Here is a 23883-nt window from a genome sequence, read left to right on the forward strand (position 1 = left end):
TATAATTGTAATCACTCAAGCGATTACTTCATTATGATTTTTAAAAACCTGTCTTTACGTTATTACCTCGCTAGGCTATCGCTATTTATAGTACTTATAGGTGCAGTGAGTTGTCAAGATGATTTATCTCAAGATGAGTCGCTTACAGAGGTGATAAACGAGGCAAATGCAAGTGCACAACTGTTACAGTTTATGCATAATGTGGCGCTTAATGATGGCTCTATAGATAATATTATAGACAGAGCGAGCTGCCTTGAGATGGTGTTGCCTATGACTATTGAGCTAGGCTCATCTACCTTTACCGTAGAGAATCAAGAAGATTTAATTACAGTTGAAGAACATCATTATGAGCACCCTGAAGATTCTATTAGTATAAACTACCCTGTAGATGTAATTTTAATGAATCACGAAGTTGTTACTGCAACTTCACAAGATGAAATGGATTCCCTTGTAGAGACTTGTAGTGATCCTTCATTATCAGATATAGATATAGAATGTGTAGATTTTCAATATCCTATTACCTTCAACACATTTGATCCAGAATTTCAAGTTGCCGAAACTGTCACTGTAAGTAGCGATGCACAGCTATTAGGATTTATAACCTCTTACACAGGCAGTAGCAATGTAGTAGGAGTTGCATTTCCCATATCATTATTAAATCACGATGGTACCATCGTAGAGATTACAGACTATACAGCCCTAGAAGATGCTCTTGTTGAAGCGGTATCAAGCTGTGATGAGGATGATGGTATAGACTTCGAGACGCAACAAGGCTGTCCAGAAGAGCAAATAGATCAATACCTAACGAGTTGTTACTGGCAAATCACATCATATAATGATGAAAATACGTTAAGTAATTATACCTTTTTCTTTAGTTCAGAAGATGGTTATATGTTCTTTTATGATGTAAACACCTTTGTTGAGTCTACCTGGTCTACCTCACAGTCTGACTTAGGTGGTGTTCTCTCGTTTACAAGTATCCCGGTGCTTAGTCAAGAGTTACAAGGCGACTGGACAGTTACAGAGTGCAGCGTGACCACATTATTAATGCAACGAGGTGACGACACCCTGGTTTTTGAACGTAACTGTTTTAATGAGCCACTAGATTGTTTTACAAGTGCCATACTGGGTGTGTGCGATAATGGTACTACAAATGAAGCTAGCCTAGATCTAGAAGCTGCTCTTTTAGGATGTGATACCACAGAGGTAAATGTAGATTACTACATTTCTGAAGAAGATGCAATGGCAGAGATAAATGCTATTTCTAATCCAGAAACGTATGAGTTTACTGGTGATATAGTAATCTGGTCTCGTATAAGTTTACTTAGTGATCCTAGTACATATAAAATTATATTCTTAGACCTCACTGTGGTAGATTGTTGTGACAACCCACAATTGTTTCTTGAAGAGGCTGTAATCTATATGCCTATGTCTGAGTATCCATTAGAACTTTTGAGCGGTTATTATAATGAGACTGCTCTTAATGACTGTGTGGTAGACAGAGATGGTAATGATCACTGTGCAATTGCTTTTGCACAAAATGATTTTACAATACCCGTGACAGATGATAATACACTGTTACAAGGAGACGCATTCTCTATAAGTATTTGGTTTAAAATGCAAAACGAAAACCCTGGAGATTACGAGGTGTTTTTTCAAAAAGGAACTTCTTCTGGAGAAGGGTTTCAACTAGGTGCATATGACCTTAATGCACCCATTTTTTCTAGTGGAAACTTTAGTATTTGGGATGAAGACTGGTCTAATGAGGTGGATGTTACTTGGACTAATACAGACTGGCATCACCTTGTGGTAACTGTAGATGAGAGTAACACGGTGAAACTTTACAGAGACGGTATTTTACGTAATGAAATTACAAACGCTGTACTAGATATAGGAAGTACAGCACTTAATGTATACACACTTGGACAGGGCTTTCAGGGTTATCTAGATGACCTTAGAGTGTATAATAGTACTTTAAATCCTACTGAAATCAGTCAGCTCTATGCACTAGAGGGTGATTGTTATACCTGTCTATAGAGCAGCTTAATTTTTAAGGTTATTAAGTTGTATAAAGGGCTATCTGAGAAGATAGCCCTTTATTTTATTATGCTGTTGTGTTTTATGCTTTCGCGAAAGCGTAAGACTTATCGTATTTATAGCTAGTAGATTACTCATCGTCTTCTGTAGACTTTTCTACATTGCGTAATTTGTAGCTTTTTACGGCTCCTAGAAGTCCTATTATGGAGAGTGCAAGTATCACACTCTCTACAGAGATAAGTGATAAAAGAGCACTTATCCCACCGGTTACGAGAAGTATAAGACCTATGATAGTATTACTTACAGAGACGTAGTTTGTTCTATCATCACCAGTGGCCATATCTATGACATAGGTTTTTCTTCCTTGACGCACGCCACTGTGTGCGATACCCAGTATAAAGAAAGCAATAGGATATAACCATAGTTGCGTTTTAAGGTCATTGCCAAAAGAGATAATAAAAAATAGCACAAGCCCGCAAATAGAGGCAATAGTAACTGCAAATGCCATTGTGTTTTTACTTGATTTATCTGCCATTTTACCCCAGTATGGTGAGCTTACAATTGATGCCAGCCCGTTAGATATGATGAGTAAACCTAGAAGGTAACTCGTGTCTTTTACATTAGTTTGTGCCGCTGTTACATAAAATGGAGCAGACAGGGCAGAGCATAATAAGAGTGACCTAGCGATTACAAAATCTCTTAGATGTGTATCTTCCTTGAGCAGTTTAAAATTATCTATGATTCCATTGCGCTCATTATCATCCTTGTTTATCGAGCTAGGAAACTCCTTTATTGAGGCATAAATGAATGATGCAATAATCCACATAGAGGCCGCAAAAAAGATTAGGTTAGTATAAAACTGTATGTTTTCTGTGGTTTTTGAAGTATAGGTGATATATAAACCCGCTATAAGCACGAGTATACCAGAAAAGGACGAGGTGTACCCACCTAGTTTTCCCCTACGAGTTTTTGGTATAGTTTTACCCTTTATATCTTTAGAGCTTACCGAGGCTAAACTGCGCGCAAGACTAAATATCACTAAGCAAAGTATTATTAACCATCCCGCTACCTGTTTATCAAAATGTAAGGCCACAAGACCTATACCTGCGATGGCAAGCCCTTGTATAACAGATCCGGCTATCCATATATACTTACGTATGGGTTTTGTTTTAACATAATTTGAGATGGCTACTTGCGGGATAAGAGCACCAGACTCACGTATAGGCACTATAAGACTTATAAGGAACACAGGGGCGTTTACATAATTCATTAACCAGGTGAGTACAGTTTTTGGGTTACTGAGCGTGTCACCTAGTTTTGTAAAAGTGTGAGTAAAGAGTATGGCAAAAAAGTTTTTTGCAACGTGATCACACGCCTCATCTGTTATGCCTTTACATACACGGTCTTTACTTTCATTATTGAGGTAATCATAAAGTTTATTAAATGTAGATGTGAGCATATAGTATGTCTAAGCAGGAGGGATGTTTCTTATACTGTCCCTAAATATACACCTATTTTACAAGGTGTTTACAAAGAATGATTGTTTAGAGTTGTGTATACGCTTTCGCGAAAGCGTAAAAAAAAGAAGACCTTACGATCTTCTTTTTTTTAATTGTACTCTTACTATCGTTATACCTATAAGGATAAGCAATATGCTTGCGGCGGCTATTTTGCCAAATATAAGCCATAGTAGCCAATAGGCTAGTAGCAGTGCACTAGCATAAAAAGAGACTGCTAGTAGCATTACAAAGTATAAAGCTATTGTTTTCATTTACTCGGTATTCTTATTTTGTCTTAGGCTCAAAAACTGGTAATAGCTTAGTTGATACTTCGCCAAAACCTATGCGCGGGTAATCCTTAGACTTAGAGTAACCACGTATAATTACCGTGTCATTATCTTCTATAAACTTGCGGTCACCACCTTCTTTAAGTTTTACCGGTTTCTCACCTCTCCACGATAACTCAAGCATAGAACCATATGAGTCTGGTGTAGATCCAGATAGCGTACCACTACCCATCATATCTCCAGCATTTACAGGGCAACCATTTACTGTATGGTGTGCAAGCTGCTGGCTCATATTCCAGTACATATATTTAAAGTTAGACTTACACACGGTAGTCTCCTTCATACCTTCTGGCTGTAATGCCACCTCAAGGTTAATATCAAAACTCTTTTTACCTTCAAACTTAAGGTAAGGTAAAAGCTCTTTTTTAGGCGCTGGACTTTCTACTCTAAAAGGCTCAAGAGCATCTAGTGTCACAATCCACGGAGAGATAGATGAGGCAAAGTTTTTTGCAAGAAACGGTCCTAGTGGCACATATTCCCATTTTTGAATATCACGCGCACTCCAGTCATTAAAGAGTACAAGGCCAAAAATATTTTCTTCGGCTTCTTCTGTAGAGATAGATTCTCCTAGATTATTTGCATCTGTTGTTATAAAAGCCATCTCAAGTTCAAAATCTATAAGTCTTGATGGGCCAAATATTGGGTTTGTCGCACCGTTAGGTAGCTTTTGTCCTTTTGGTCTGTGTACAGGTATTCCAGATGGTATTACAGAAGAGCTACGACCGTGATATGCCACAGGTAGGTGAAGCCAGTTAGGCATAAGCGCGTTTTCTTCACCACGGAACATTGTACCTACATTAGTCGCGTGCTCAATACTTGAGTAAAAATCTGTGTAATCACCTATCTGTACTGGAAGTTGCATTTCTACTTCATCCAGTTTAAAGATAACCACGTCACGATCTTTTGCATTGTCACGCAGTGCTGCATTGCTCTCTTCAAAGATTTCAGAAATGCGATTACGTACGAGTCTCCACGTCTTGCGACCATCTGCAATAAAGTCATTAAGCGTGTCTTGTAAAAAGATATCATCTGTAAGAGGTATTCCTTTAAAGTACCCTAATTGATGTAGCGCGCCTAGATCTATCGCATAATCACCTATGCGTGTACCTATTGTAATTACATCATCACGAGTTAAGAACACTCCAAAAGGAATATTCTGTATAGGAAAATCTGTATTCTTAGGCGTGTCAAGCCACGTTTTTCTAGATGGGTCGTTTGCAGATAGAGGCATTCTATATGTTTTAATAAGTTGTTTGTAAATCTCTTCCTCAAATATAGGATTTATAGCAGTCTTAAAAAGAGTTTATAGTATTTTTGTATCACTTTAACAAACATTATAAATATGCAACGCGACACCGCCATTTTTGACCTAATACAAGAAGAAAAAGAACGCCAACTTAATGGCCTTGAGCTTATTGCTTCAGAAAATTTTGTAAGTGACCAGGTAATGGAAGCTGCAGGATCTGTACTAACTAACAAATATGCAGAAGGGTATCCTGGTAAGCGTTATTATGGTGGTTGTGAAGTAGTAGACGAGGTAGAGACACTTGCTATAGAGCGCGCAAAGGAACTTTTTGGAGCCGCCTATGCAAACGTACAGCCGCACTCAGGTTCTCAAGCAAACACGGCCGTTTTTCACGCTTGTTTAAAACCAGGAGATAAATTTTTAGGTTTTGACCTTGCTCACGGTGGTCACTTAACACACGGGTCGCCAGTAAACTTTTCTGGTCGCTTATATAACCCTGTTTTTTACGGAGTAGATAAGGAAACAGGATTACTTAATTACGATAAAATACAAGAAATAGCGACTGCAGAGCAGCCTAAAATGATCATAGCAGGTGCCTCTGCATACTCACGTGAGATTGATTATAAACGCTTCCGCGAAATTGCAGACTCAGTAGGCGCCATCCTTCTTGCAGATGTTGCTCATCCAGCAGGTCTTATTGCAAAAGGAATCATAGCAGACCCTATACCACACTGTCACGTAGTAACAACTACTACGCACAAAACACTAAGAGGGCCACGCGGCGGAATGATACTTATGGGTGAAGATTTTGAAAACCCTTTTGGAATCACACTTAAAAGTGGAAAGAAACGTATGATGTCTTCTCTACTAGATAGTGGTATTTTCCCAGGTAACCAAGGAGGACCATTAATGCACGTGATAGGAGCAAAGGCAATTGCCTTTGGAGAAGCACTTACAGATGAGTTTTTACACTATATGGTGCAGGTTAAGAAAAATGCAACTACACTAGCAGATGCACTTGTGCTTAAAGGCTATGACATTATATCTGGAGGTACAGATAACCATATGATGCTTATAGACCTACGCAATAAAGATGTAACGGGTAAAGCTGCCGAAGAAGCGCTAGGTAAGGCAGACATTACGGTAAACAAGAATATGGTACCATTTGATGACAAGTCACCATTTGTAACTTCTGGTATACGTATAGGTACTGCTGCAGTAACTACACGAGGTCTTGTAGAAGGTGATATGCACGAGATTGCAAACTTTATAGACAAGGCAATACAGCACCACGATAATGACGAGGTGCTAGAAAACGTTGCAAAAAGTGTGAACGAGATGATGGGGCACAGACCATTGTTTAAAGCATAGTAAACACATATATATGTACAAGCCAGTAATTATATTGCTGGCTTTTTTTATGTTTGTTTGTAACAAAAGCTTAAATGCGTACACCTACCGTAAGAAATTAAGATTTATGAAACATATACATTTTAACAAGAATAGTTGGTTTTGGGTTACCGTGCTGGTACTTTCTCTGGTATGTATACTCGCAGGTACCTTTGAGTTTTATGAATTTGAAAATCCTGGTATAAATAGGAAGATTGCTGCAGCTGGCTTCTTGCTACAGGTGATATATTTTTTTCGATTTTTTATCTATAAGAATGATGTACAGGTTACTAAAAATGTAATAATGATACGTCTCAACTCGTGGAATGGTAAACGCATATATTTTGACCACATCGCTAGTACAGATCTTACAGAAGGTACTCTTATAGTAACTAAAATCAATGGCGAGCAAATTACTTTTGATGCAAAAGGAATTCATCCAGAAGATTTGCAAAAACTAAACGAACTTCTATTAAGTAAGTCAGAAAGCCACTTAAAAATAGGGTAAGGATCTATTTATGGGGTGTTTGTATGTAGGTTGTTTAAGTCTTTAAGGTTTTAAAACCAGTTTGATTAAAAACAGAAGCACCACAAACCCAATAAAACCGAGCAATACCCATTTACTTCCTTTGTATTGCTTTTTATGCAGGTTAAGATCTTTGCGATAACTCCATATAATGAGCGTTATGAAAGCAATCACAAAAAAAAGTACGAATATAACCTGACCAGTGCTAAACATTTGGAGTATTTTAGAAGTGTAAAAATACGTATGAGTACGCTTTCGCGAAAGCGTAATAAAACAAATTTAACTTATGAAAAATAAAATAGCAGCTGTAACCCTTTTTCACGATACTTATGGGCTGGATAGAAAGGCTACGCCTACAGCTCAACTCTCTAAAGCCAAAAATGAGTTACGTTACAACTTGATGAAGGAAGAAAATGAAGAGTATCTAGAAGCAGCAAATAATGGAGATCTCCTAGAAGTGGCAGATGCGCTAGGGGATATGCTGTATATTTTATGTGGGACTATTATAGAACACGGTATGCAAGATAAAATAGAGGAGGTTTTTAATGAGATACAACGTTCTAATATGAGTAAGCTGGGTGAAGATGGAAAGCCTATCTATAGAGCGGATGGTAAAGTACTTAAAGGGCCTAACTATTTTAAGCCAGACATTGCAAGTATACTCAACAAGTAAAAACTATAAAAAAAAGCCGCTCTCTAAAGAAAGCGGCTTTTTTTATGAAGTAGTAAGGTTTTTACTCCTCTACTTTGATACCCATTTTTGCAAGTACAGCCATTGTGATGTCTGATGCAGGATCTGCATATGCAAAGTTATTATTGTTACCTATAGTAAGGATGTGTGAGAAGCCTTGCTCTTTTGCCACTGTAGTTACAACTTCACCTATTTTTTTATAAAGTGGTTGCACTACTTCAGATTGTTTAAGTTGTAAAAGCTGTGCTCCGTTCTGACGAAATTTTGAAATATCGTCTTCTAATGCTATGATTTCTCCTTGCTTAGTTTTTCTTTCTTCGTCTGTAAAGCCTGCTTGTCCGGCTTGGTATAGTTTTACTTTTGCTTCATAATCTTCAATCTTTACCTTCATTTGAGACTCAAGATCAAGATTGTATTTTTTTACTTCTTCATTTGCAGCAGTAAGCTCTGGCATTTTTGTGAGGATAAAATCTGCATCTACAGTTCCTACTTTACTTTGTGCAAAAGCTGTTGCTGTAAATAGCACGACTAACATTGCGAGTACGATTTTTTTCATTGTATGTGTTTTGTTAAGGTTTATCATTTGCGCGTGCAAATATATGTGATTGAAGACAATATCTGTGCCAAGGGTGCTTTTTTAAGTAAAGAGCTGTCCTCTGTGTGGTTTTAAGTCGTCTCTCACTGGTTTCATAGCATCCTTGTCTACAACGAGATAAGCGAGTGCAAAGTCTTCAGACTGGCTTTCTACACCTGTAAGAGGTGCGTTAAGTCCTTTTGCACTAGCATACTCTTTAAGATGTATCTCGTGATGAAGGGCAATTTTTTCTGAGTCTGGACCTCTAAAGTCCCATATAAGTTTAAGTCTTTCCAATGGTGTTGCTCTTATAATGTGAGATCAAAAGTATATAATATGCTGCTTACAGAGCAGCATAGATGTACTAAAGATTACTTAAAACCGTTGGTATTGCACAGTGGTTGATTATGCCTATTTTTGCAAATAACTAATCCCTTATATGCGTTACCTCTTTATAGTTTGTTTTTTTATGCCTTTTGTCTCTTTAGGACAGCAAGAGGTATTACTTAAAGTAAATAATGATGAAGTAACTACAGCAGATTTTGTGCGTGTTTATGAGAAAAACCTTGCACTCATAAACGACACAGAAGAAAACTCACCAGAACAATACCTAGACCTATTTATAGATTATAAGCTTAAAGTTCAAGAAGCTTATAGAAAAGGGCTTCATAACAAAGCGTCTTATAAAAAAGAGATAGCCTCATATAGAACACAACTGGGAAAAGATTATCTCAATGATGTACAAGTAACAGATAAGCTTGTAGAAGAGGCCTATAATAGAACTAAAAATGAACTTCGAGCAAGGCATATTCTTGTAAGAGTGCGTCCAGATGCATTACCAAAAGATACGCTAGCGGCTTTTAATAAATTATTAGAGGCAAGAAAACGTATTGTGGCAGGAGAAGATTTTGCTTTCATTGCAAGTAAGTATAGTGAAGATCCATCTGCAAAGCAAAATGGCGGAGACTTAGGGTGGTTTAAGGCTTTTAAAATGGTTTATCCTTTTGAAAACGCCGCATATACTACTAAGGTTAATGAAGTTTCTCAACCCTTTAGAACGAGTTTCGGGTATCATATAGTACAGCCTACTGCTTCCAGAATAGCACAGGGGTCTGTTCAGGTTGCTCATATAATGATTGCTTTAAAGCAAAAAGATTCTAGTATTATAGCAGAGGAAAAGATCAAAGAAGTAAGAGCGTTACTTGCAAAAGGTGCAGCTTTCGAAACATTAGCACTTAATTATAGTGATGATAAAAACTCTGCAAAAAAAGGAGGGGTATTAAGTGCTTTTGAAAAAGGTCAATTAAGTAGTTCCAAGTTTGAGAATACGGCATTTGATCTTAAAAAAGTAGGTGACATTTCTGAGCCGTTTAAAACGAAATTTGGATGGCATATTTTAAAATTAATTAAGAAGAATCCCGTACTATCTTTTGAGAAAATGAAGCCTTCACTTACTAAGAGGGTTACAAAAGACTCCCGTGCTCGTGTTTTATCGCAAGAACTTAATACTAGATTACGAGAACAGTACAAGATCACTCAAGAACCAGAAATTACAAGCTATTTTACATCTGTTTTACCAGAGGTTTATGAAGAGAAGTTAAATGTGTTTACAGATGATAGTGCGTTGTCAAAAGAAGCATTTAAGGTAGGGGATCAGGTTATTACTTATAAAGATATTGCTCAAGTACTTGAAAAAAAATACCGCAAGGTTCCATACGTTTCAAGAGACTATTTTGTAAAAAGAGAAGTTGAAAATTTTGTCAATAATGCGCTAATCACTTATCATAAATCACATCTAGAGGAGCAAGACTCAGATTTTGGTCTTCTTATTAATGAGTATAAAGAGGGATTGTTACTTTTTGACCTTTTAAAAACAGAAATCTGGGATAAGGCTCAGAAAGATAGTGTAGGTTTAAATACATTTTATGTTAATAATATAGAAAGGTATAAGGCACTACAAACTTTTACAACGCGGGTCTTTACTACATCTCAAAAGAAGATTGCCAGTACTTACTTAAAGCGCAATACACAAGGAGAAAATAGTAATAGCGTACTAAGTGTATTAAAGAAAAAGCACGATTCGCCTATTATTATAACCTTGAAAGATTTTGTAAAAGAAGATCTTCCTATGTCTGGAATAGTAAAAATAGGAGATAAAGAACTTTTAAAAGAAGGCGGGAACTATGTGGTATATGAAGTTGTTTCTATTAATGAAGCAATGACTAACACATTACAAAATGTAAGAGGACAAGTTATGAGTGATTATCAAAAATTTCTTGAAGATATATTTGTAAATCGTCTAAGGGAAGATAGTAACATCACTGTAAACAAAACAGTTTTAAATAAGCTTATATCTAGATATAATGAGTAATTATAAATCATTTTTTATTTTAGGTAGCTTAACTTTTTTGTTGGCTGGATGTGGTTATTTTCAAAAAACAGAAGAAGAGACTGTCATTGCTAGAGTAAATGACCATACACTTACAGAAGAAACATTAAAAGATATTCTGTCATCAAATACGATTACAGATAGTGCGTCTTTTGTACAGAACTATATAAATAATTGGGCGACAGATCAATTACTGCTAGATGGTGCTATGCGTAATTTACCCAAAGATGATCAAGAAGCCTTTGAGGCGCTAGTAGCAAATTACAGGAAGGATTTATATATACGCTATTATAAAGATGCGCTTATTAACAAGCAGTTGGATAGTATAGTTTCAAATAATGAAGCAAAAGCATTTTATGAAAATAATAAACAGAATTTCTTACTTAACGAACCCTTGCTTCAGTTTAAGTTTATACAAGTAGAAGAAGACTATAGCGACTTAAGTGAATTAAAAAAGTTATTTCGAAGTTCAGATTATAGAGACGCCAAGAGACTAGATTCTCTAAAGTTTCAATATAAAAATCATTTCCTTAACGACTCAATATGGGTAAAAGAGCGAGTTGTGATAAACCAAATAAATATTATTAACAACGAAAATTCAAAACAGTTGTTAAAAAAAACAAATTTCATACAGCTACGAGATTCATTAGGATTATATTTGATCGCTGTTAAAAATACGCTAGGACGCAACGATATCGCACCGTTAGAATATGTACGCCCTACTATAAATCAGATTATTAATAACAAAAGGAAGTTAGCCCTTATAAAAAGGCTTGAAAAGGAGATTAAGGATGATGCTATTAAAAACAAGAAATTTGAAATTTACAACTAACATATTAGTTCTACTTTTTGCTATACAAATAGGTTTTGCACAAACAACAGAGGTGACTGCAGCAGCAGTAACTACAGAAGTTGAAGAAGCACCAGTAGTAAAAAAGGACACTATAAAAGTATCTATAGACAAATTTAAGGTAGATGGAGTTGCAGGTGTAGTAGGAGAGTACCTTATTCTAGAAAGTGATATAGATAAGTTCCTATCAGATATAAAAAATCAAGGACAAGCAGCTTCAGAGGTTACACCTTGCCAAGTAATGGGTAATTTACTTGAAAGCAAATTACTGGCTCACCAGGCAGTTCAAGATAGTCTTATCGTACAAGATGCTAGAGTAAACAGTGAGGTAGATCAAATTATACAACGTTTTTCGAGCCAGTTAGGTTCAGAACAAAAGGTTGTAGAATTCTACAAGAAGGATAATATGGCAGATTTAAGAGCCGAACTTTTTGGAATTAGAAAAGATATTATCTTATCAGAATTAATGAATGACAAAATCATTGAGACGGTAGATGTAACACCAGACGAGGTTAAGACATTTTTTGAGAGTATTCCAGAAGATCAAGTACCTACGGTAGGAGTAGAGTTAGAAATATCAAGAATCGTAATTGAGCCCAAAGCTTCAGAAGAAGAGCGTCAGAAGGTGATAGATCGCCTTAAAGGTTTTCGTAGAGATATTCTAGAGAACGGAAGTAGCTTTGCGACAAAGGCTGTACTATATACCCAAGACCCAGGTTCAAGATCAGAAGGAGGTCTTATGGTAATAGACCGCAACACCCCACTTGTAAAAGAGTTTAGAGACGTTGCCTTTAGCCTTCAAGATGGAGAGATAAGTGAGCCTTTTGAGACAGAGTTTGGTTTTCACATTGTTTATGTAGAAAAAACAAGAGGAGAACGTAAGGACATACGTCACATACTGCTTGTACCAGAAATTAAAGAAGCTCAAGAAGAAGAAGCAAAAGATCTTGTGAAACTCGTAAGAAAGCGCATTATAGACGGTGAGTTAACTTTTGAAGAGGCTGCAAAGGAGTTTTCAGATGAAGAAGAAACTAAGTATGATGGAGGTACGCTTACAATACCACAAACAGGTAGCAGACGTTTTGAACTTACTAAAGTAGATCCAGACATTTACTCAAAAATAGATGACCTTGAGGAGGGTGAGGTATCACTTGTTTTTACAGATCAAACTAGAACAGGGCAAAAGCAGTATCTTTTGTACTCAGTAAACAATAGACTTGAAGAGCATAAGGCAGACTATGTAAATGATTACATAAAGATTAAAGAACTTGCCTTACGCCAAAAGCAAATTAAAGCCATAGAGAAGTGGCAAGAAGAAAAAATTGCAGAAACTTATATCAAAATCAATGGAGAAAACCGTGATTGTGATTTTGTAAGTAACTGGTTAAAAAAATAAAGAAATAGATGTCTGACGTTGCAGCCATAAAGAATCTCGTGCAAAAGCACGGATTACTCAAAACAGAAATATCAAAGATAATAGTAGGTCAAGAAAAAGTAATAGATGAGATTCTCCTCTCTATTTTTTCTGGTGGCCACGCTTTATTAATAGGTGTTCCTGGGCTTGCAAAGACATTAATGGTAAACACTATTGCCACTACCTTAGGTCTTGATTTTAAACGTATACAGTTTACTCCAGACTTAATGCCTAGTGATATATTAGGATCAGAGATACTAGATGAGTCTAGACAGTTTAAGTTTATTAAAGGCCCTATCTTTTCTAATATTATTCTAGCAGATGAGATTAACCGTACACCACCTAAGACTCAAGCTGCCCTTCTAGAAGCAATGCAAGAGCGTGTGGTTACAGTTGCTGGGCAGAGATATCCTTTATCACTACCATATTTTGTGCTAGCTACTCAAAACCCTATTGAGCAAGAGGGAACTTACCCACTGCCAGAGGCACAGCTAGATCGTTTTATGTTTTCTATTAATCTTGATTACCCATCTTTTCAAGAAGAGGTAGATGTTGTAAAAGCCACCACATCAGACAGTAAGCCTACAGTAAGTGCATTATTAAATGCAACTCAGATTATAGAGTTTCAGCAACTAGTGAGGCGCATCCCTGTTGCAGATAATGTGATAGAGTATGCAGTAAATCTAGTAAGCAAGACGAGACCTAAGACAGAAAAAGCTGCTCAGATAGTAAATGATTACATAGACTGGGGAGCGGGACCACGTGCGTCTCAAAACTTAATACTTGGTGCAAAGACACACGCAGCTGTAAATGGTAAATTCTCGCCAGATATAGAAGATGTACAGGCCGTAGCTACCGGTATCCTTAGGCATAGAATGATTAAAAACTATAAAGCAGAGGCAGAGGGACTCACTATAGAGTCTATTATTAAAGATCTTTTTTAGTACGCTTTCGCGAAAGCGCTATCACCTAATACTTCATATACAGCAAGTGATTGATAAACAGTACAATGTTTATTATGGGGTTTCTGTTGTCTAATTTTTTCTCAATATCTGGCATATTTAGGGTATTTCAATACCTAAGTAAAAACACAAATTTGTGTATTTCATCGAATATTTGTGTTTTTCAACGATGATTTGAAGTGTTTGTCATACATTTGACTTATACGCCCCAAATCATAAGTATGATGAAGAAATATATATACTATGCAGCGCTAAGCTGTTTACTAGCTTTTACTTCTTGCTCAGTAGAAGAAACAGTGCCTAATAATACATTAGGTAATGAGAATGGATTTCAGTACAATAGCGTTGCTTACATTACAGATATGGTATATGTGACGCCAGAGGGAGATGTTATTCTTACGAGTAATAATCTTTCAGATGATGGATCTGCAAATGATGTTGATGCAGCTGTCTTTAAAACCACTGCAAATAGCTTAATTGAAAAGTCGTATTATGTAGGCGGTGACCTCACAAATTTTGTTACTGTTGCAAATGGTAACCTCAATCAAGGAGAAGTGACAGACGGTGAGTTTATTCTTGATGAGCAAATCGTTTCTTCTGGTTTCTTCAGAATTGTTTCGCTTGACAGAAATAAAAAAGAAATCTATATCATTTTTGAATTTCAACGCACAGATGGTGAGCTAGTAGCTGGTTCTTTTGATGGGAATTACGCATTGAGTACATTTTAATACAACGTTTTCGCGAAAGCGTAATTAGCAACATATAAATTTAACCCCTTCAAATTATTAATATGATAATTTGGAGGGGTTCTTTTTTAGAATTGTGTAATCTGAAGTTTAATTTTTATGCACCTTCATAAATCTCACTTTCTCTAGATGAAGCGCCCATTGTACTATTGCTATTAAGTAGGGTATTTTGTACTTTCGTAGACCGTTTTTAGAACGGAATTATTTAACAACCTAATACATAAATATATGGCATTTGATATTGATATGATCAAGAAGGTTTATGCAAGTATGGCAGAGCGTGTAGACGCGGCTCGTGATCTTGTAGGTAAGCCCCTTACACTTTCTGAAAAGATTTTATATTCTCACCTTTGGGATGGGAAGCCTTCTACGGCATTTACACGTGGTAAAGACTACGTTGACTTTGCTCCAGATCGTATCGCTTGTCAAGATGCTACGGCGCAAATGGCGCTATTGCAGTTTATGCAGGCTGGTAAGGATAAAGTAGCAGTGCCTACAACGGTACACTGTGATCACCTTATACAAGCAAAAGAAGGTGCCGCAACAGATCTTAAAAATGCAAACAATGTCTCTAGCGAGGTTTTTAACTTCTTAGAGTCGGTTTCAAATAAATACGGTATTGGTTTTTGGAAACCAGGAGCAGGTATTATACACCAAGTAGTTATTGAGAACTACGCATTTCCTGGAGGAATGATGATTGGTACAGATTCTCACACTGTAAACGCAGGAGGTCTAGGTATGGTCGCAATAGGAGTAGGTGGAGCAGATGCTGTAGATGTTATGGCTGGTATGGCTTGGGAGCTTAAATTTCCTAAACTCATAGGTGTAAAACTTACAGGTACTATATCTGGATGGACAGCGCCAAAAGACGTTATACTTAAAGTAGCAGAGATTCTTACTGCAAAAGGAGGTACAGGTGCTATTGTAGAGTACTTTGGCCCAGGTGCAGAGTCTTTATCTTGTACAGGTAAAGGTACTATTTGTAATATGGGAGCAGAGATAGGAGCAACAACTTCTACCTTTGGATATGATGCTTCTATGGAGCGTTACTTACGTGCTACAGATCGTGCAGATGTTGCAGATGCTGCAAACAACATAAAAGAATACCTTACTGCAGATGCAGATGTTTATGCAAATCCAGAACAATATTTTGACCAAGTAATTGAGATTAATCTTACTGAGCTTAACCCATTACTTAACGGTCCTTTTACACCAGACCTTTCTACAGCTGTAGGGTCTGATATGACAGAAAAAGCAACAAAAAATGAGTGGCCGCTAGAAGTAGAGTGGGGACTTATAGGTTCTTGTACTAACTCTTCTTATGAAGATTTATCTAGAGCTTCATCTATTGCACAACAAGCTATAGATAAAGGAATAAAAATGAAAGCAGAGCTTGGTATCAATCCAGGGTCTGAGCTTGTACGTTTTACAACAGAGCGTGACGGTATCTTAGATATTTTTGAAAATCTAGAGGCAAAAATCTTTACAAATGCTTGTGGACCTTGTATTGGGCAGTGGGCTCGTTATAGCGATCCTAAAAATGCACCAAAAAACAGTATCGTACACTCGTTTAATAGAAACTTTGCAAAGCGTGCAGATGGTAATCCAAATACACACGCCTTTGTAGCATCACCAGAGATTACTGCTGCTATAGCAATTGCTGGTAGACTTGATTTTAACCCAATGACAGATACGCTTCTTAATGAAGATGGTCAAGAGGTTAAATTTGATGAGCCTACAGGATGGGAATTACCTCCTAAAGGATTTGAAGTACAAGATAATGGTTACCTAGCTCCAGTTGAAGATGGAAGTAATGTTGTTGTAAGTGTATCTCCAGATTCTGAAAGGCTAGAGCTCTTAACACCATTTACACCTATACAAGATAGTGAGATGCAGGGTATGAAGTTACTTATCAAAGCATTTGGTAAGTGTACAACAGACCACATCTCTATGGCAGGGCCTTGGTTACGTTATAGAGGACACTTAGATAACATTTCTAATAACTGTCTTATAGGTGCTGTAAACGCCTTTGGAAAGAAGACAAACTTTGTTAAAAATCAACTTACAGGTGAGTATGGTGGAGTGCCAGACACACAACGTGAGTATAAAAAGGCAGGGATTAAAACTGTAGTTGTAGGAGATCATAACTATGGTGAAGGTTCTTCTCGTGAGCACGCGGCAATGGAGCCTCGCCACCTAGGCGTAGCTGCAGTGATTGTAAAATCTTTTGCACGTATACACGAGACCAACTTAAAGAAGCAAGGTATGTTAGGTCTTACCTTCCAGAACGAGGCAGATTATGACCTTATTCAAGAAGATGATACTTTTAACTTTATAGATATTGCAGATTTTGCTCCAGATACTCCACTTACAGTTGAGATCGTTCACGCAGATGGAAGCAAAGACACTATTAAAGTAAACCACACGTATAACGATGCTCAAATCGCTTGGTATCGTGAGGGAAGTGCTCTTAACTTAATCAAAAAAGAAAGCGCTGCATAAGCACATCTCTTTTAAGTATATAAAAAACTCCGCTAGTAATAGCGGAGTTTTTTTGTTTATGCTGGTTTGCCTGTGTAAGCGCCAGATGAGTAGGTTAACTCATAACTATGTGTATATACCTCAAAAACAATCCCAAAAGGATCTTCTACATAACACATCTTAAATGGTTTCTCTTTTGGGTAATACTCACGTATAGGCATTCTTTGTTTTCCTCCGTGAGCCACTATTTTTTCTACTAGCTCTTCAATTTGAGGGTCTTGTATACAAAAGTGAAATAACCCAGTATGAAAAGGATTAAAAGCAGGAGCTTCTTTCATTCCGTGAGGAAATGAAAATAGCTCCACACCGATACCGTCTGATGTGGCTAGGTGTGCAATTTCAAACTCTTCCCAGTCTGTCCCAAAAACGTCAATACACATTTGCCCTATCGCAGTATCTGTTTCTTTTTTTACGGTAGATGGTTCCATAATTACATACCATCCCATAACCTCTGAGTAAAATTGTACTGCAGCTTCTATATCCGGAACGGTAAGCCCAATGTGGGAAAATGACTTTGGATAATTATTTTCTGTTTTCATAGATTGTTATTTTAAAGTCAAAATTAGAGTATATTGTGCCATAAGGCAATAACGCACCATAAAGTATGATAGTTACTAAAAGGTGTAAAATAATGATTATTAAATGATTAAAAATTAAACTTTTGGGAAACAATAACATTTGCCCACTTCATTATACAATGCAACTTATAGGCACAAAGTGGAAACCGCTTGTACTTTTTCATTTACTTGATCAGCCGCTTAGGTCTGGTCAACTCCAAAAGCACATTAAAGGGATATCAAATAAAATGTTTACTCAAACGGTAAGAGAGCTCGAGAGGGATGGACTGGTTTTTAGAAAAGTATTTCCTGTAGTGCCGCCTAGGGTAGAGTACGGTCTTACTAAGAGAGGAGAAACGCTTAGAGATATACTACTCAGTTTAGATAAATGGGGAGTAGATGATGCTGCGAGTAGCTAGCATTTATAAGACGCTCTTAGGTTTTTAACAGTTTTGAGTACGCTTTCGCGAAAGCGTGATTCACCTTTCAATATTTACTATAGTTGTAAGAAAATGTTAAAATGTTCGACTTAGCTTATGATCACTAACTTCATATTGCGATGTCAAAAATTTGGTTTTTAGAAGATGTAAATGTTTTTGGAGCCTTATGCCCACACAAAACAAAAAGATATAGAGAGCGCAATCATTTTTGCCAGTACGGAAAGCAAGATTATATTTACTTTGAAGAAGATGCGGCTACAAAGGTCTACCTGATAGAAAAGGGTAAAGTAAAACTAGGTTACTATGCCGAAGATGGTAAAGAAGTGGTACGTGCAATACTTACAAAGGGAGAATTATTTGGCGAAAAAGCAATACTAGGTGAGGAGTCTCGCAGTGAGTTTGCACAATCTCTAGATGCTCAAACTATGGTGTGCCCAGTGCCAGTAGGGCAGATGCAGGAGTTAATGCGGTCTAATAGAACCTTCAGTCTCAAAGTATATAAGTTTTTAGGAATGCGTTTTAAAAAATTAGAACGTCGCTTAGATTTGTTACTTTTTAAGGATGCCACGACTCGTGTAAAGGAATTTCTTGATGAACTTGCCGAAGATTTTGGCTATTGCTGCCCGAATACTGGAGACACAGTAATAAAACACCCATATACACAAAAAGATATTGCCAGTCTTATAGGAACCTCACGTCCTACTTTAAATGCTATAATGAATGATCTCAAGGCGGTAAATTTTTTAGACTTCTCGCGCAATGAAATTAGACTTAAAGTCGCATAATTTTTCCAAATGTAAGCTAGCTTACATTTAAAGATAACAGATGGTAATAGTTTTACAGTATAAAAAACAAATTACTATCAAATGAAAAAACAATTGCTATTAGGATGCTTAGCTCTAGGAGCTTTATTTGCATCTTGTGAGTCTGATGATGACAACACAAACACAATCACTCCAGAGGCAGGTATGCTAGAAGGAGGTCCATTTACATTCTTTGTAGACGGTATGCCAGATATGGTAACAGGAGTCTCAGTGAGTGGTGAACTTGCCGGTGATGTTACTACCTTTGTGGTAACAGATGCAGATCGTAATATTTTAGGAATCCCACCTACAATTGATGCCTTAGAAGGAGTAAACTTTGATGATGCTGGAGTAGGTGCTTGTTATGTGTACCATCTTGCTTATCAAGACGGTCTAGCCGGACTTGAAATGGGTGAAAATCTAGATGACTTTTCTGGAGATTTTGATCTATCTAACTTTATTATCGTAAATCGTGATGCAGGACCTATGGCAGCAGAGATTGTAGGAGGACCTTTTGAGTTTTGTGTAGATGGAACACCAGATATGGTGAGCGGTTTATCACTTACTGGTGATTCTGTAGGATCTGAGAGAACGTGGGTAATCACGTCAGATACAGGGGAGATTCTAGGATTACCACCTACACTTGAAGCGGTACAAACTGTAGTAGATTTTGATGCTGCCGGACCTGGAGTATGTCTTATATGGTATATGAGATATGAAGAAGGCGTAGAGGGTCTAGAAGTAGGAGGAAATACAAATGATCTCACGGGACCTTTTGATCTTTCAGAACCTGTAGAAGTTGTGCGTAACCAAACCCTAGCTGCCGAAATTACGGGAGGACCTTTTACCTTTACTGTAGATGGCACGCCAGATATGGTTTCTGGTTTAGGCCTTACGGGTGACAGTTTGGGGTCGCTTAATACTTGGGTAATTACATCAGACACTGGTGAGATTTTAGGATTGCCACCTACGCTTACAGCTGTAGAGGGAGTAAACTTTGACGATGCAGGTACAGGCGTTTGTCTTATCTGGTACCTACGTTATGAAGATGGACTTCAAGGTTTAATGGTAGGAGCAAATGCAAATGATCTAGAAGGATGTTATGACCTCTCTGAGCCTATAACGGTTACTCGTAACTAGCGGTTACACCATTTTAATAATAAATATGTAAGTTTAATGCGTGTATACGACTCTTGTATACACGCATTATTTTTTATGAAAAAGCAAAAGAAGTTTTCCTGGAAAAATGTTCTATTTATAGTAGTGATATTGTTGTTACTTATACCACAAACTAGAACGCCCATACAGGTAGCATTAAATAAAGTTAAGGTGGCAATTTTTTCTCCTTCCGCTTTCGCGAAAGCGGACCAACACCAACTTAAACCATTTACATATAGCCTTACATCACTAGATGGAGCGCCCAAAGAAGTATCTATAGGAACAGGAAAAGTAACCTTTATAAGTTACTGGGCTACCTGGTGCCCGCCTTGTATAGCAGAGCTACCATCTATAGAAGCTTTATATAAAGATTATGGCGACAAAGTAGAATTTTTACTTATCACAAATGAAAACCCAGAAGTAGTAGCCCGGTTTATGGCAAAAAAAAGTCACAAACTACCGGCAGTCTTACCGGCTATGGAAACTCCAGAACAACTCTTTGAGCGTTCTATACCTACAACATATATTATAGATGAAACAGGTCACATCATTATAAAAGAAAAAGGAGCTTCAAACTGGAACAGCGATGCTGTGCGTACCACACTAGATAAGCTTATTGCCGAAGATTAATCTTCCATTCTCCAGAAGATAAATGGTATCTCTGTATCCTCTGCAGAGATGGTCGCTGTGAGCACATCATCAAAGTACGAGTACGTAATTACCTTTGGGAACTCATTTTCAGGATTTACAGCTGTAAATGCACTGTTTGTATGTTGAGTAATTTTAAACAGTGTGGGGTTTTCATTAGGACCACTTATAGAAAGTATCCACTGTTCTTGCTTTTTATAAATGCGCATACGTTCATTAAAAACTGTGTCCTCGTCTTCTATAGTATAACCGTGACCTCTCAAGTCTTCGCTAGTTACCGCCCTCCAGTGTTCTGACGTTGCACTACCACCTTTACTATTAGTACGTTCCCAATCACCTATGAGGTAATCAAATTGACTAGTAACGACAGCGTGTTTCTCTTCATTTTTACAAGAGTAGAGAAGGAGTGTAAAGAGAGATAATAAAAGTAATGTGTAGCGCATAATGATGACGATTATACTTTATCCGTGCATTGTTTCTTTAACGCTTAGATCTTTCATTACTTGCTTTTCAAAATCAAGTAATTCTTGCCACTTGGCATCTACCTTTTTACGATCTCCATATTGACGAGCAAAATTTAAGAACATTGTGTAGTGTCCTGCCTCACTTATCATAAGCTTACGGTAAAACTTTGCGAGCTTTTTATCTTCTAGTTGTTCAGAAAGTAATCTAAAGCGCTCACAACTTCTTCCTTCTATAAGTGCTGCTACGAGTAATCTATTTATCAAGCTTTCTACTCTTGAGCCACCTTTTGGGAAGTAAAAACGTAGTTTATGTACATATTCATCTTTACGCTCTCTACCTAAATGTAAACCTCGTTCTACCATAAGGTCGTGCACCATTTTAAAATGGCTCATCTCCTCGATAGCTAGATCACTCATTGCTGCTACAAGCTCTGAGTATTCTGGAAAACCTATAATAAATGAAATTGCGCTTGAGGCTGCTTTTTGCTCACAATATGCGTGATCTGTAAGGATTTCTTCTATGTTTTTTTCTACAATATTTACCCACCTTGGATCTGTAGGTAGTTTAAGATGTAGCATCTGTATTGCTTCTTTATTTTCCATAGCAAAGGGTTTTATAAGTCTAGGTCAAAGGTCTTTCTCAAAATATCCAGAGCAGGATTCTGCTCTCTTAATTTATCGTACTTTTCTTGAGGAGTGTAGGCATATTTGCGCTGTACTTCTTCATTTACAGTGATATCTAGGGTGATATCATAGTTTTTTAAGCTTCTTTTTAAATATTCAAGCAGTGGGCCTTGAGCTCGTTCTACCTCAATTTTCATTGTTTCGTTAGGGTACTCAAGTTCTATGGTAGTACCGTTAAGAGTAGGTTGGTCTGCCTCAAGATTTGAAGCGATGATGCGTTCTCCTTTTTGTAATAATTTTTGCACGTAAGAAGCCCAAGCGGCTTGCATTGCGATTTCTGTAAAAGGTTCTGATGGCAGGTTTTGCACATCTACTTTTTTATCTGCCTTTTTTTGCTCAAGTTCTTTTTTGCGTTGCAATCCTTTTAGAGAAAGCCCTGATACTCTGTCTTTACGTATAGTTAGGCTTGGGGTTGCCTGTGTAGTAGGTGAGCCTTGAGCAGGTACAGGTTGCTCTGGTTGAGCAGGAGTAGCTGGACTTGTTTGTTCTGTTGCCGGTGCAGTTGTATTAGTTTCAACGGTGGTTGGTGAAACTTGCGTAGTCACTTGCGACTCATTATCGCTTACTGGAGTAGCTATGTTGTTATTTGCGGGCTGCTTTTCTGTAATAGCTGGTTCTTGCACCTGTTGTACAGGTGATGTTTGTTGAGCTTGCGTAGGGCTATGTACGGCTTCCTCTTGTGGAGTTTGCGGTTGTGCTACCTGCTGTACGGCCGGAGTGTTAACTTGAATTTGTGTTGTTTGTGTAGTACCTACTTTATAATAAGATGGCGGAACTATGAATGGACCGTCATTTTTTTTTTCTCCATCAAAAGTGATAGAGGCAAGTTGCATAAGGCTTAGTTCTACCAGTAATCTCTGGTTGCGACTAGTCCTATACTTGAGATCACAACTGTTTGCAATATCTATCGCTTCCATTAAGAAAGCCATTGTTGTTTTTTGTGATTGCTCGTAATATTTTTTCTTAGTACTGTCACCTACTTCTAGTAAATGTATTGTAGGTGGGTTTTTACAAACCATTAGGTCTCTAAAGTGGGATGCAAGACCCGCGATAAAGTGATGCCCGTCAAAACCTCTTGCTAGGATATCATTAAACTGTACGAGTACCTGCGGGATATCATTTGCAAGTAAAAGATCTGTAGTTGTAAAGTAGGTGTCGTAATCTAATACGTTTAGATTTTCGGTTACCGCTTTTCGCGAAAGCGTCTTTCCACTAAAACTTACTACTCTGTCAAAAATTGATAATGCGTCACGCATTGCTCCATCTGCTTTTTGTGCGATAATGTGCAGTGCTTCTTCATCTGCTTCTATCCCTTCTTCGGCAGCGATTTGTACAAGGTGCTTGCGCGCGTCTGCTACTGTGATACGTTTAAAGTCAAATATTTGACAACGTGAGAGTATAGTAGGTATGATTTTATGCTTCTCTGTGGTGGCAAGTATGAATATGGCGTGCTTAGGTGGTTCTTCTAATGTTTTAAGAAAAGCGTTAAAGGCCGCTGCAGAGAGCATATGGACCTCATCTATAATATAAACTTTGTACTTACCTACTTGAGGAGGGATACGTACTTGATCTATGAGGCTTCGTATATCATCTACAGAGTTATTTGAAGCAGCATCTAGCTCAAAAACATTGAAGGCAAAGTCTTCATCTGGGCTAGTATTTTCGTCTGTGTTAATCTGTTTTGCTAGTATACGTGCACAACTCGTCTTTCCCACTCCTCTAGGACCACAAAAAAGTAGTGCCTGTGCTAGGTGGTTGTTTTGAATCGCATTTTCAAGCGTGTTAGTAATAGCCTGTTGTCCCACAACATCTTTAAAGGTGGTAGGGCGATATTTTCGAGCTGATACTATGAAGGGTTCCATACTCACAAATATAAAGGGGTATGTAAAATTATACTAGTGAGTATGGTCTCTTTCTT

General features: G+C 37.5%; 23 protein-coding genes. 14 read left to right on the plus strand and 9 right to left on the minus strand.

Annotated features, from left to right (window positions below):
* Positions 1-33: 33 nt before the first annotated feature.
* Positions 34-2037 (plus strand): LamG domain-containing protein, encoded by a 2004-nt coding sequence (locus MED134_RS00790; RefSeq protein WP_021779298.1) that lies wholly within the window; start codon positions 34-36, stop codon positions 2035-2037.
* A gap of 130 nt (positions 2038-2167) precedes the next feature.
* Here the strand turns inward: MED134_RS00790 and MED134_RS00795 are convergent, their stop codons facing one another.
* From MED134_RS00795 to fahA, 3 genes are all read right to left on the minus strand, one after another.
* Positions 2168-3496: an MFS transporter gene (locus tag MED134_RS00795; protein WP_021779297.1), complete on the minus strand. Its 1329-nt coding sequence runs from the start codon at positions 3494-3496 to the stop codon at positions 2168-2170.
* Between the two features lie 132 nt (positions 3497-3628).
* Positions 3629-3808: a hypothetical protein gene (locus MED134_RS00800; protein WP_021779296.1), complete on the minus strand. Its 180-nt coding sequence runs from the start codon at positions 3806-3808 to the stop codon at positions 3629-3631.
* A 13-nt stretch (positions 3809-3821) separates the two neighbouring features.
* Positions 3822-5114 carry a fumarylacetoacetase gene (fahA, locus tag MED134_RS00805; RefSeq protein WP_021779295.1) on the minus strand — a complete coding sequence of 431 codons (1293 nt, stop codon included), beginning with the start codon at positions 5112-5114 and terminating at the stop codon, positions 3822-3824.
* A gap of 111 nt (positions 5115-5225) precedes the next feature.
* Here fahA and glyA point away from each other — a divergent pair, with 111 nt between their 5' ends.
* The 3 genes from glyA to MED134_RS00825 all read left to right on the plus strand — a co-directional run bounded on the left by glyA (position 5226) and on the right by MED134_RS00825 (position 7717).
* Positions 5226-6500, plus strand: a complete 1275-nt coding sequence (gene glyA, locus MED134_RS00810; protein ID WP_021779294.1) for a serine hydroxymethyltransferase — start codon at positions 5226-5228, stop codon at positions 6498-6500.
* Positions 6501-6606: 106 nt separating this feature from the next.
* Entirely contained in the window at positions 6607-7026 is a 420-nt protein-coding gene (locus tag MED134_RS00815) for a hypothetical protein (RefSeq protein WP_038600736.1), read from the plus strand.
* A gap of 304 nt (positions 7027-7330) precedes the next feature.
* The gene (locus MED134_RS00825) at positions 7331-7717 is read left to right on the plus strand and encodes a nucleoside triphosphate pyrophosphohydrolase family protein (RefSeq protein ID WP_021779291.1); all 387 of its coding nucleotides are present in this window, start codon (positions 7331-7333) and stop codon (positions 7715-7717) included.
* Between the two features lie 61 nt (positions 7718-7778).
* On the opposite strand, the gene MED134_RS00830 is transcribed toward MED134_RS00825, so the two are convergent.
* Positions 7779-8291, minus strand: a complete 513-nt coding sequence (locus tag MED134_RS00830; RefSeq protein WP_038596767.1) for an OmpH family outer membrane protein — start codon at positions 8289-8291, stop codon at positions 7779-7781.
* An 81-nt stretch (positions 8292-8372) separates the two neighbouring features.
* Positions 8373-8606 carry a hypothetical protein gene (locus MED134_RS00835; protein WP_021779289.1) on the minus strand — a complete coding sequence of 78 codons (234 nt, stop codon included), beginning with the start codon at positions 8604-8606 and terminating at the stop codon, positions 8373-8375.
* A gap of 142 nt (positions 8607-8748) precedes the next feature.
* Between MED134_RS00835 and MED134_RS00840 the strand changes: the two genes are divergently transcribed.
* The 6 genes from MED134_RS00840 to MED134_RS00865 all read left to right on the plus strand — a co-directional run bounded on the left by MED134_RS00840 (position 8749) and on the right by MED134_RS00865 (position 17172).
* Entirely contained in the window at positions 8749-10680 is a 1932-nt protein-coding gene (locus MED134_RS00840; RefSeq protein WP_021779288.1) for a peptidylprolyl isomerase, read from the plus strand.
* Entirely contained in the window at positions 10673-11530 is an 858-nt protein-coding gene (locus MED134_RS00845; protein WP_021779287.1) for a hypothetical protein, read from the plus strand. The genes MED134_RS00840 and MED134_RS00845 overlap by 8 nt, the downstream gene beginning before the upstream one ends.
* On the plus strand, positions 11514-12944 hold the full coding sequence (locus MED134_RS00850) for a peptidylprolyl isomerase (RefSeq protein ID WP_316930976.1): 1431 nt from the start codon (positions 11514-11516) through the stop codon (positions 12942-12944). Before MED134_RS00845 ends, MED134_RS00850 begins: the two co-directional genes overlap by 17 nt.
* Positions 12945-12952: 8 nt before the next feature.
* Positions 12953-13906 carry an AAA family ATPase gene (locus MED134_RS00855; RefSeq protein ID WP_021779285.1) on the plus strand — a complete coding sequence of 318 codons (954 nt, stop codon included), beginning with the start codon at positions 12953-12955 and terminating at the stop codon, positions 13904-13906.
* A gap of 239 nt (positions 13907-14145) precedes the next feature.
* Positions 14146-14652, plus strand: a complete 507-nt coding sequence (locus tag MED134_RS00860; protein WP_148305624.1) for a hypothetical protein — start codon at positions 14146-14148, stop codon at positions 14650-14652.
* A gap of 246 nt (positions 14653-14898) precedes the next feature.
* Positions 14899-17172 carry an aconitate hydratase gene (locus tag MED134_RS00865; protein WP_021779283.1) on the plus strand — a complete coding sequence of 758 codons (2274 nt, stop codon included), beginning with the start codon at positions 14899-14901 and terminating at the stop codon, positions 17170-17172.
* A gap of 56 nt (positions 17173-17228) precedes the next feature.
* On the opposite strand, the gene MED134_RS00870 is transcribed toward MED134_RS00865, so the two are convergent.
* Positions 17229-17750, minus strand: coding sequence for a VOC family protein (locus MED134_RS00870; protein WP_021779282.1), 522 nt, complete (start codon positions 17748-17750; stop codon positions 17229-17231).
* Positions 17751-17908: 158 nt separating this feature from the next.
* Between MED134_RS00870 and MED134_RS00875 the strand changes: the two genes are divergently transcribed.
* The 4 genes from MED134_RS00875 (at position 17909) to MED134_RS00890 (ending at position 20799) form a co-directional block, all read left to right on the plus strand.
* On the plus strand, positions 17909-18187 hold the full coding sequence (locus MED134_RS00875) for a winged helix-turn-helix transcriptional regulator (protein ID WP_021779281.1): 279 nt from the start codon (positions 17909-17911) through the stop codon (positions 18185-18187).
* A 140-nt stretch (positions 18188-18327) separates the two neighbouring features.
* Positions 18328-18993 carry a Crp/Fnr family transcriptional regulator gene (locus MED134_RS00880; RefSeq protein ID WP_021779280.1) on the plus strand — a complete coding sequence of 222 codons (666 nt, stop codon included), beginning with the start codon at positions 18328-18330 and terminating at the stop codon, positions 18991-18993.
* An 81-nt stretch (positions 18994-19074) separates the two neighbouring features.
* Positions 19075-20151: a hypothetical protein gene (locus MED134_RS00885; protein WP_021779279.1), complete on the plus strand. Its 1077-nt coding sequence runs from the start codon at positions 19075-19077 to the stop codon at positions 20149-20151.
* A 75-nt stretch (positions 20152-20226) separates the two neighbouring features.
* Positions 20227-20799: a TlpA family protein disulfide reductase gene (locus MED134_RS00890; protein WP_038600738.1), complete on the plus strand. Its 573-nt coding sequence runs from the start codon at positions 20227-20229 to the stop codon at positions 20797-20799.
* On the opposite strand, the gene MED134_RS00895 is transcribed toward MED134_RS00890, so the two are convergent.
* The 3 genes from MED134_RS00895 to MED134_RS00905 are packed head-to-tail and all read right to left on the minus strand — an operon-like array spanning position 20796 to position 23827.
* The gene (locus MED134_RS00895; protein ID WP_021779277.1) at positions 20796-21260 is read right to left on the minus strand and encodes a DUF6265 family protein; all 465 of its coding nucleotides are present in this window, start codon (positions 21258-21260) and stop codon (positions 20796-20798) included. The genes MED134_RS00890 and MED134_RS00895 overlap by 4 nt on opposite strands.
* Positions 21261-21278: 18 nt before the next feature.
* Positions 21279-21860: a tRNA-(ms[2]io[6]A)-hydroxylase gene (locus MED134_RS00900; RefSeq protein ID WP_035328543.1), complete on the minus strand. Its 582-nt coding sequence runs from the start codon at positions 21858-21860 to the stop codon at positions 21279-21281.
* A 35-nt stretch (positions 21861-21895) separates the two neighbouring features.
* Positions 21896-23827, minus strand: coding sequence for a DNA polymerase III subunit gamma/tau (locus MED134_RS00905; protein ID WP_021779275.1), 1932 nt, complete (start codon positions 23825-23827; stop codon positions 21896-21898).
* Between the last annotated feature and the right edge of the window lie 56 nt (positions 23828-23883).

The sequence above is a fragment of the Dokdonia sp. MED134 genome, from assembly GCF_000152925.2.
GTDB lineage: Bacteria > Bacteroidota > Bacteroidia > Flavobacteriales > Flavobacteriaceae > Dokdonia.

Excerpts from the sequence above, each read along its gene's own strand:
- MED134_RS00845 (WP_021779287.1), top strand. The coding sequence starts at position 10,673 with ATGAGTAATTATAAATCATTTTTTATTTTAGGTAGCTTAACTTTTTTG.
- MED134_RS00890 (WP_038600738.1), top strand. The coding sequence starts at position 20,227 with ATGAAAAAGCAAAAGAAGTTTTCCTGGAAAAATGTTCTATTTATAGTA.
- MED134_RS00870 (WP_021779282.1), bottom strand. The coding sequence starts at position 17,750 with ATGAAAACAGAAAATAATTATCCAAAGTCATTTTCCCACATTGGGCTT.
- MED134_RS00880 (WP_021779280.1), top strand. The coding sequence starts at position 18,328 with ATGTCAAAAATTTGGTTTTTAGAAGATGTAAATGTTTTTGGAGCCTTA.
- MED134_RS00885 (WP_021779279.1), top strand. The coding sequence starts at position 19,075 with ATGAAAAAACAATTGCTATTAGGATGCTTAGCTCTAGGAGCTTTATTT.
- MED134_RS00795 (WP_021779297.1), bottom strand. The coding sequence starts at position 3,496 with ATGCTCACATCTACATTTAATAAACTTTATGATTACCTCAATAATGAA.
- MED134_RS00865 (WP_021779283.1), top strand. The coding sequence starts at position 14,899 with ATGGCATTTGATATTGATATGATCAAGAAGGTTTATGCAAGTATGGCA.
- MED134_RS00790 (WP_021779298.1), top strand. The coding sequence starts at position 34 with ATGATTTTTAAAAACCTGTCTTTACGTTATTACCTCGCTAGGCTATCG.
- MED134_RS00900 (WP_035328543.1), bottom strand. The coding sequence starts at position 21,860 with ATGCTACATCTTAAACTACCTACAGATCCAAGGTGGGTAAATATTGTA.
- MED134_RS00815 (WP_038600736.1), top strand. The coding sequence starts at position 6,607 with ATGAAACATATACATTTTAACAAGAATAGTTGGTTTTGGGTTACCGTG.
- MED134_RS00905 (WP_021779275.1), bottom strand. The coding sequence starts at position 23,827 with ATGGAACCCTTCATAGTATCAGCTCGAAAATATCGCCCTACCACCTTT.
- MED134_RS00875 (WP_021779281.1), top strand. The coding sequence starts at position 17,909 with ATGCAACTTATAGGCACAAAGTGGAAACCGCTTGTACTTTTTCATTTA.
- MED134_RS00830 (WP_038596767.1), bottom strand. The coding sequence starts at position 8,291 with ATGAAAAAAATCGTACTCGCAATGTTAGTCGTGCTATTTACAGCAACA.
- MED134_RS00825 (WP_021779291.1), top strand. The coding sequence starts at position 7,331 with ATGAAAAATAAAATAGCAGCTGTAACCCTTTTTCACGATACTTATGGG.
- MED134_RS00840 (WP_021779288.1), top strand. The coding sequence starts at position 8,749 with ATGCGTTACCTCTTTATAGTTTGTTTTTTTATGCCTTTTGTCTCTTTA.
- MED134_RS00800 (WP_021779296.1), bottom strand. The coding sequence starts at position 3,808 with ATGAAAACAATAGCTTTATACTTTGTAATGCTACTAGCAGTCTCTTTT.
- MED134_RS00855 (WP_021779285.1), top strand. The coding sequence starts at position 12,953 with ATGTCTGACGTTGCAGCCATAAAGAATCTCGTGCAAAAGCACGGATTA.
- MED134_RS00860 (WP_148305624.1), top strand. The coding sequence starts at position 14,146 with ATGATGAAGAAATATATATACTATGCAGCGCTAAGCTGTTTACTAGCT.
- MED134_RS00895 (WP_021779277.1), bottom strand. The coding sequence starts at position 21,260 with ATGCGCTACACATTACTTTTATTATCTCTCTTTACACTCCTTCTCTAC.
- fahA (WP_021779295.1), bottom strand. The coding sequence starts at position 5,114 with ATGCCTCTATCTGCAAACGACCCATCTAGAAAAACGTGGCTTGACACG.
- glyA (WP_021779294.1), top strand. The coding sequence starts at position 5,226 with ATGCAACGCGACACCGCCATTTTTGACCTAATACAAGAAGAAAAAGAA.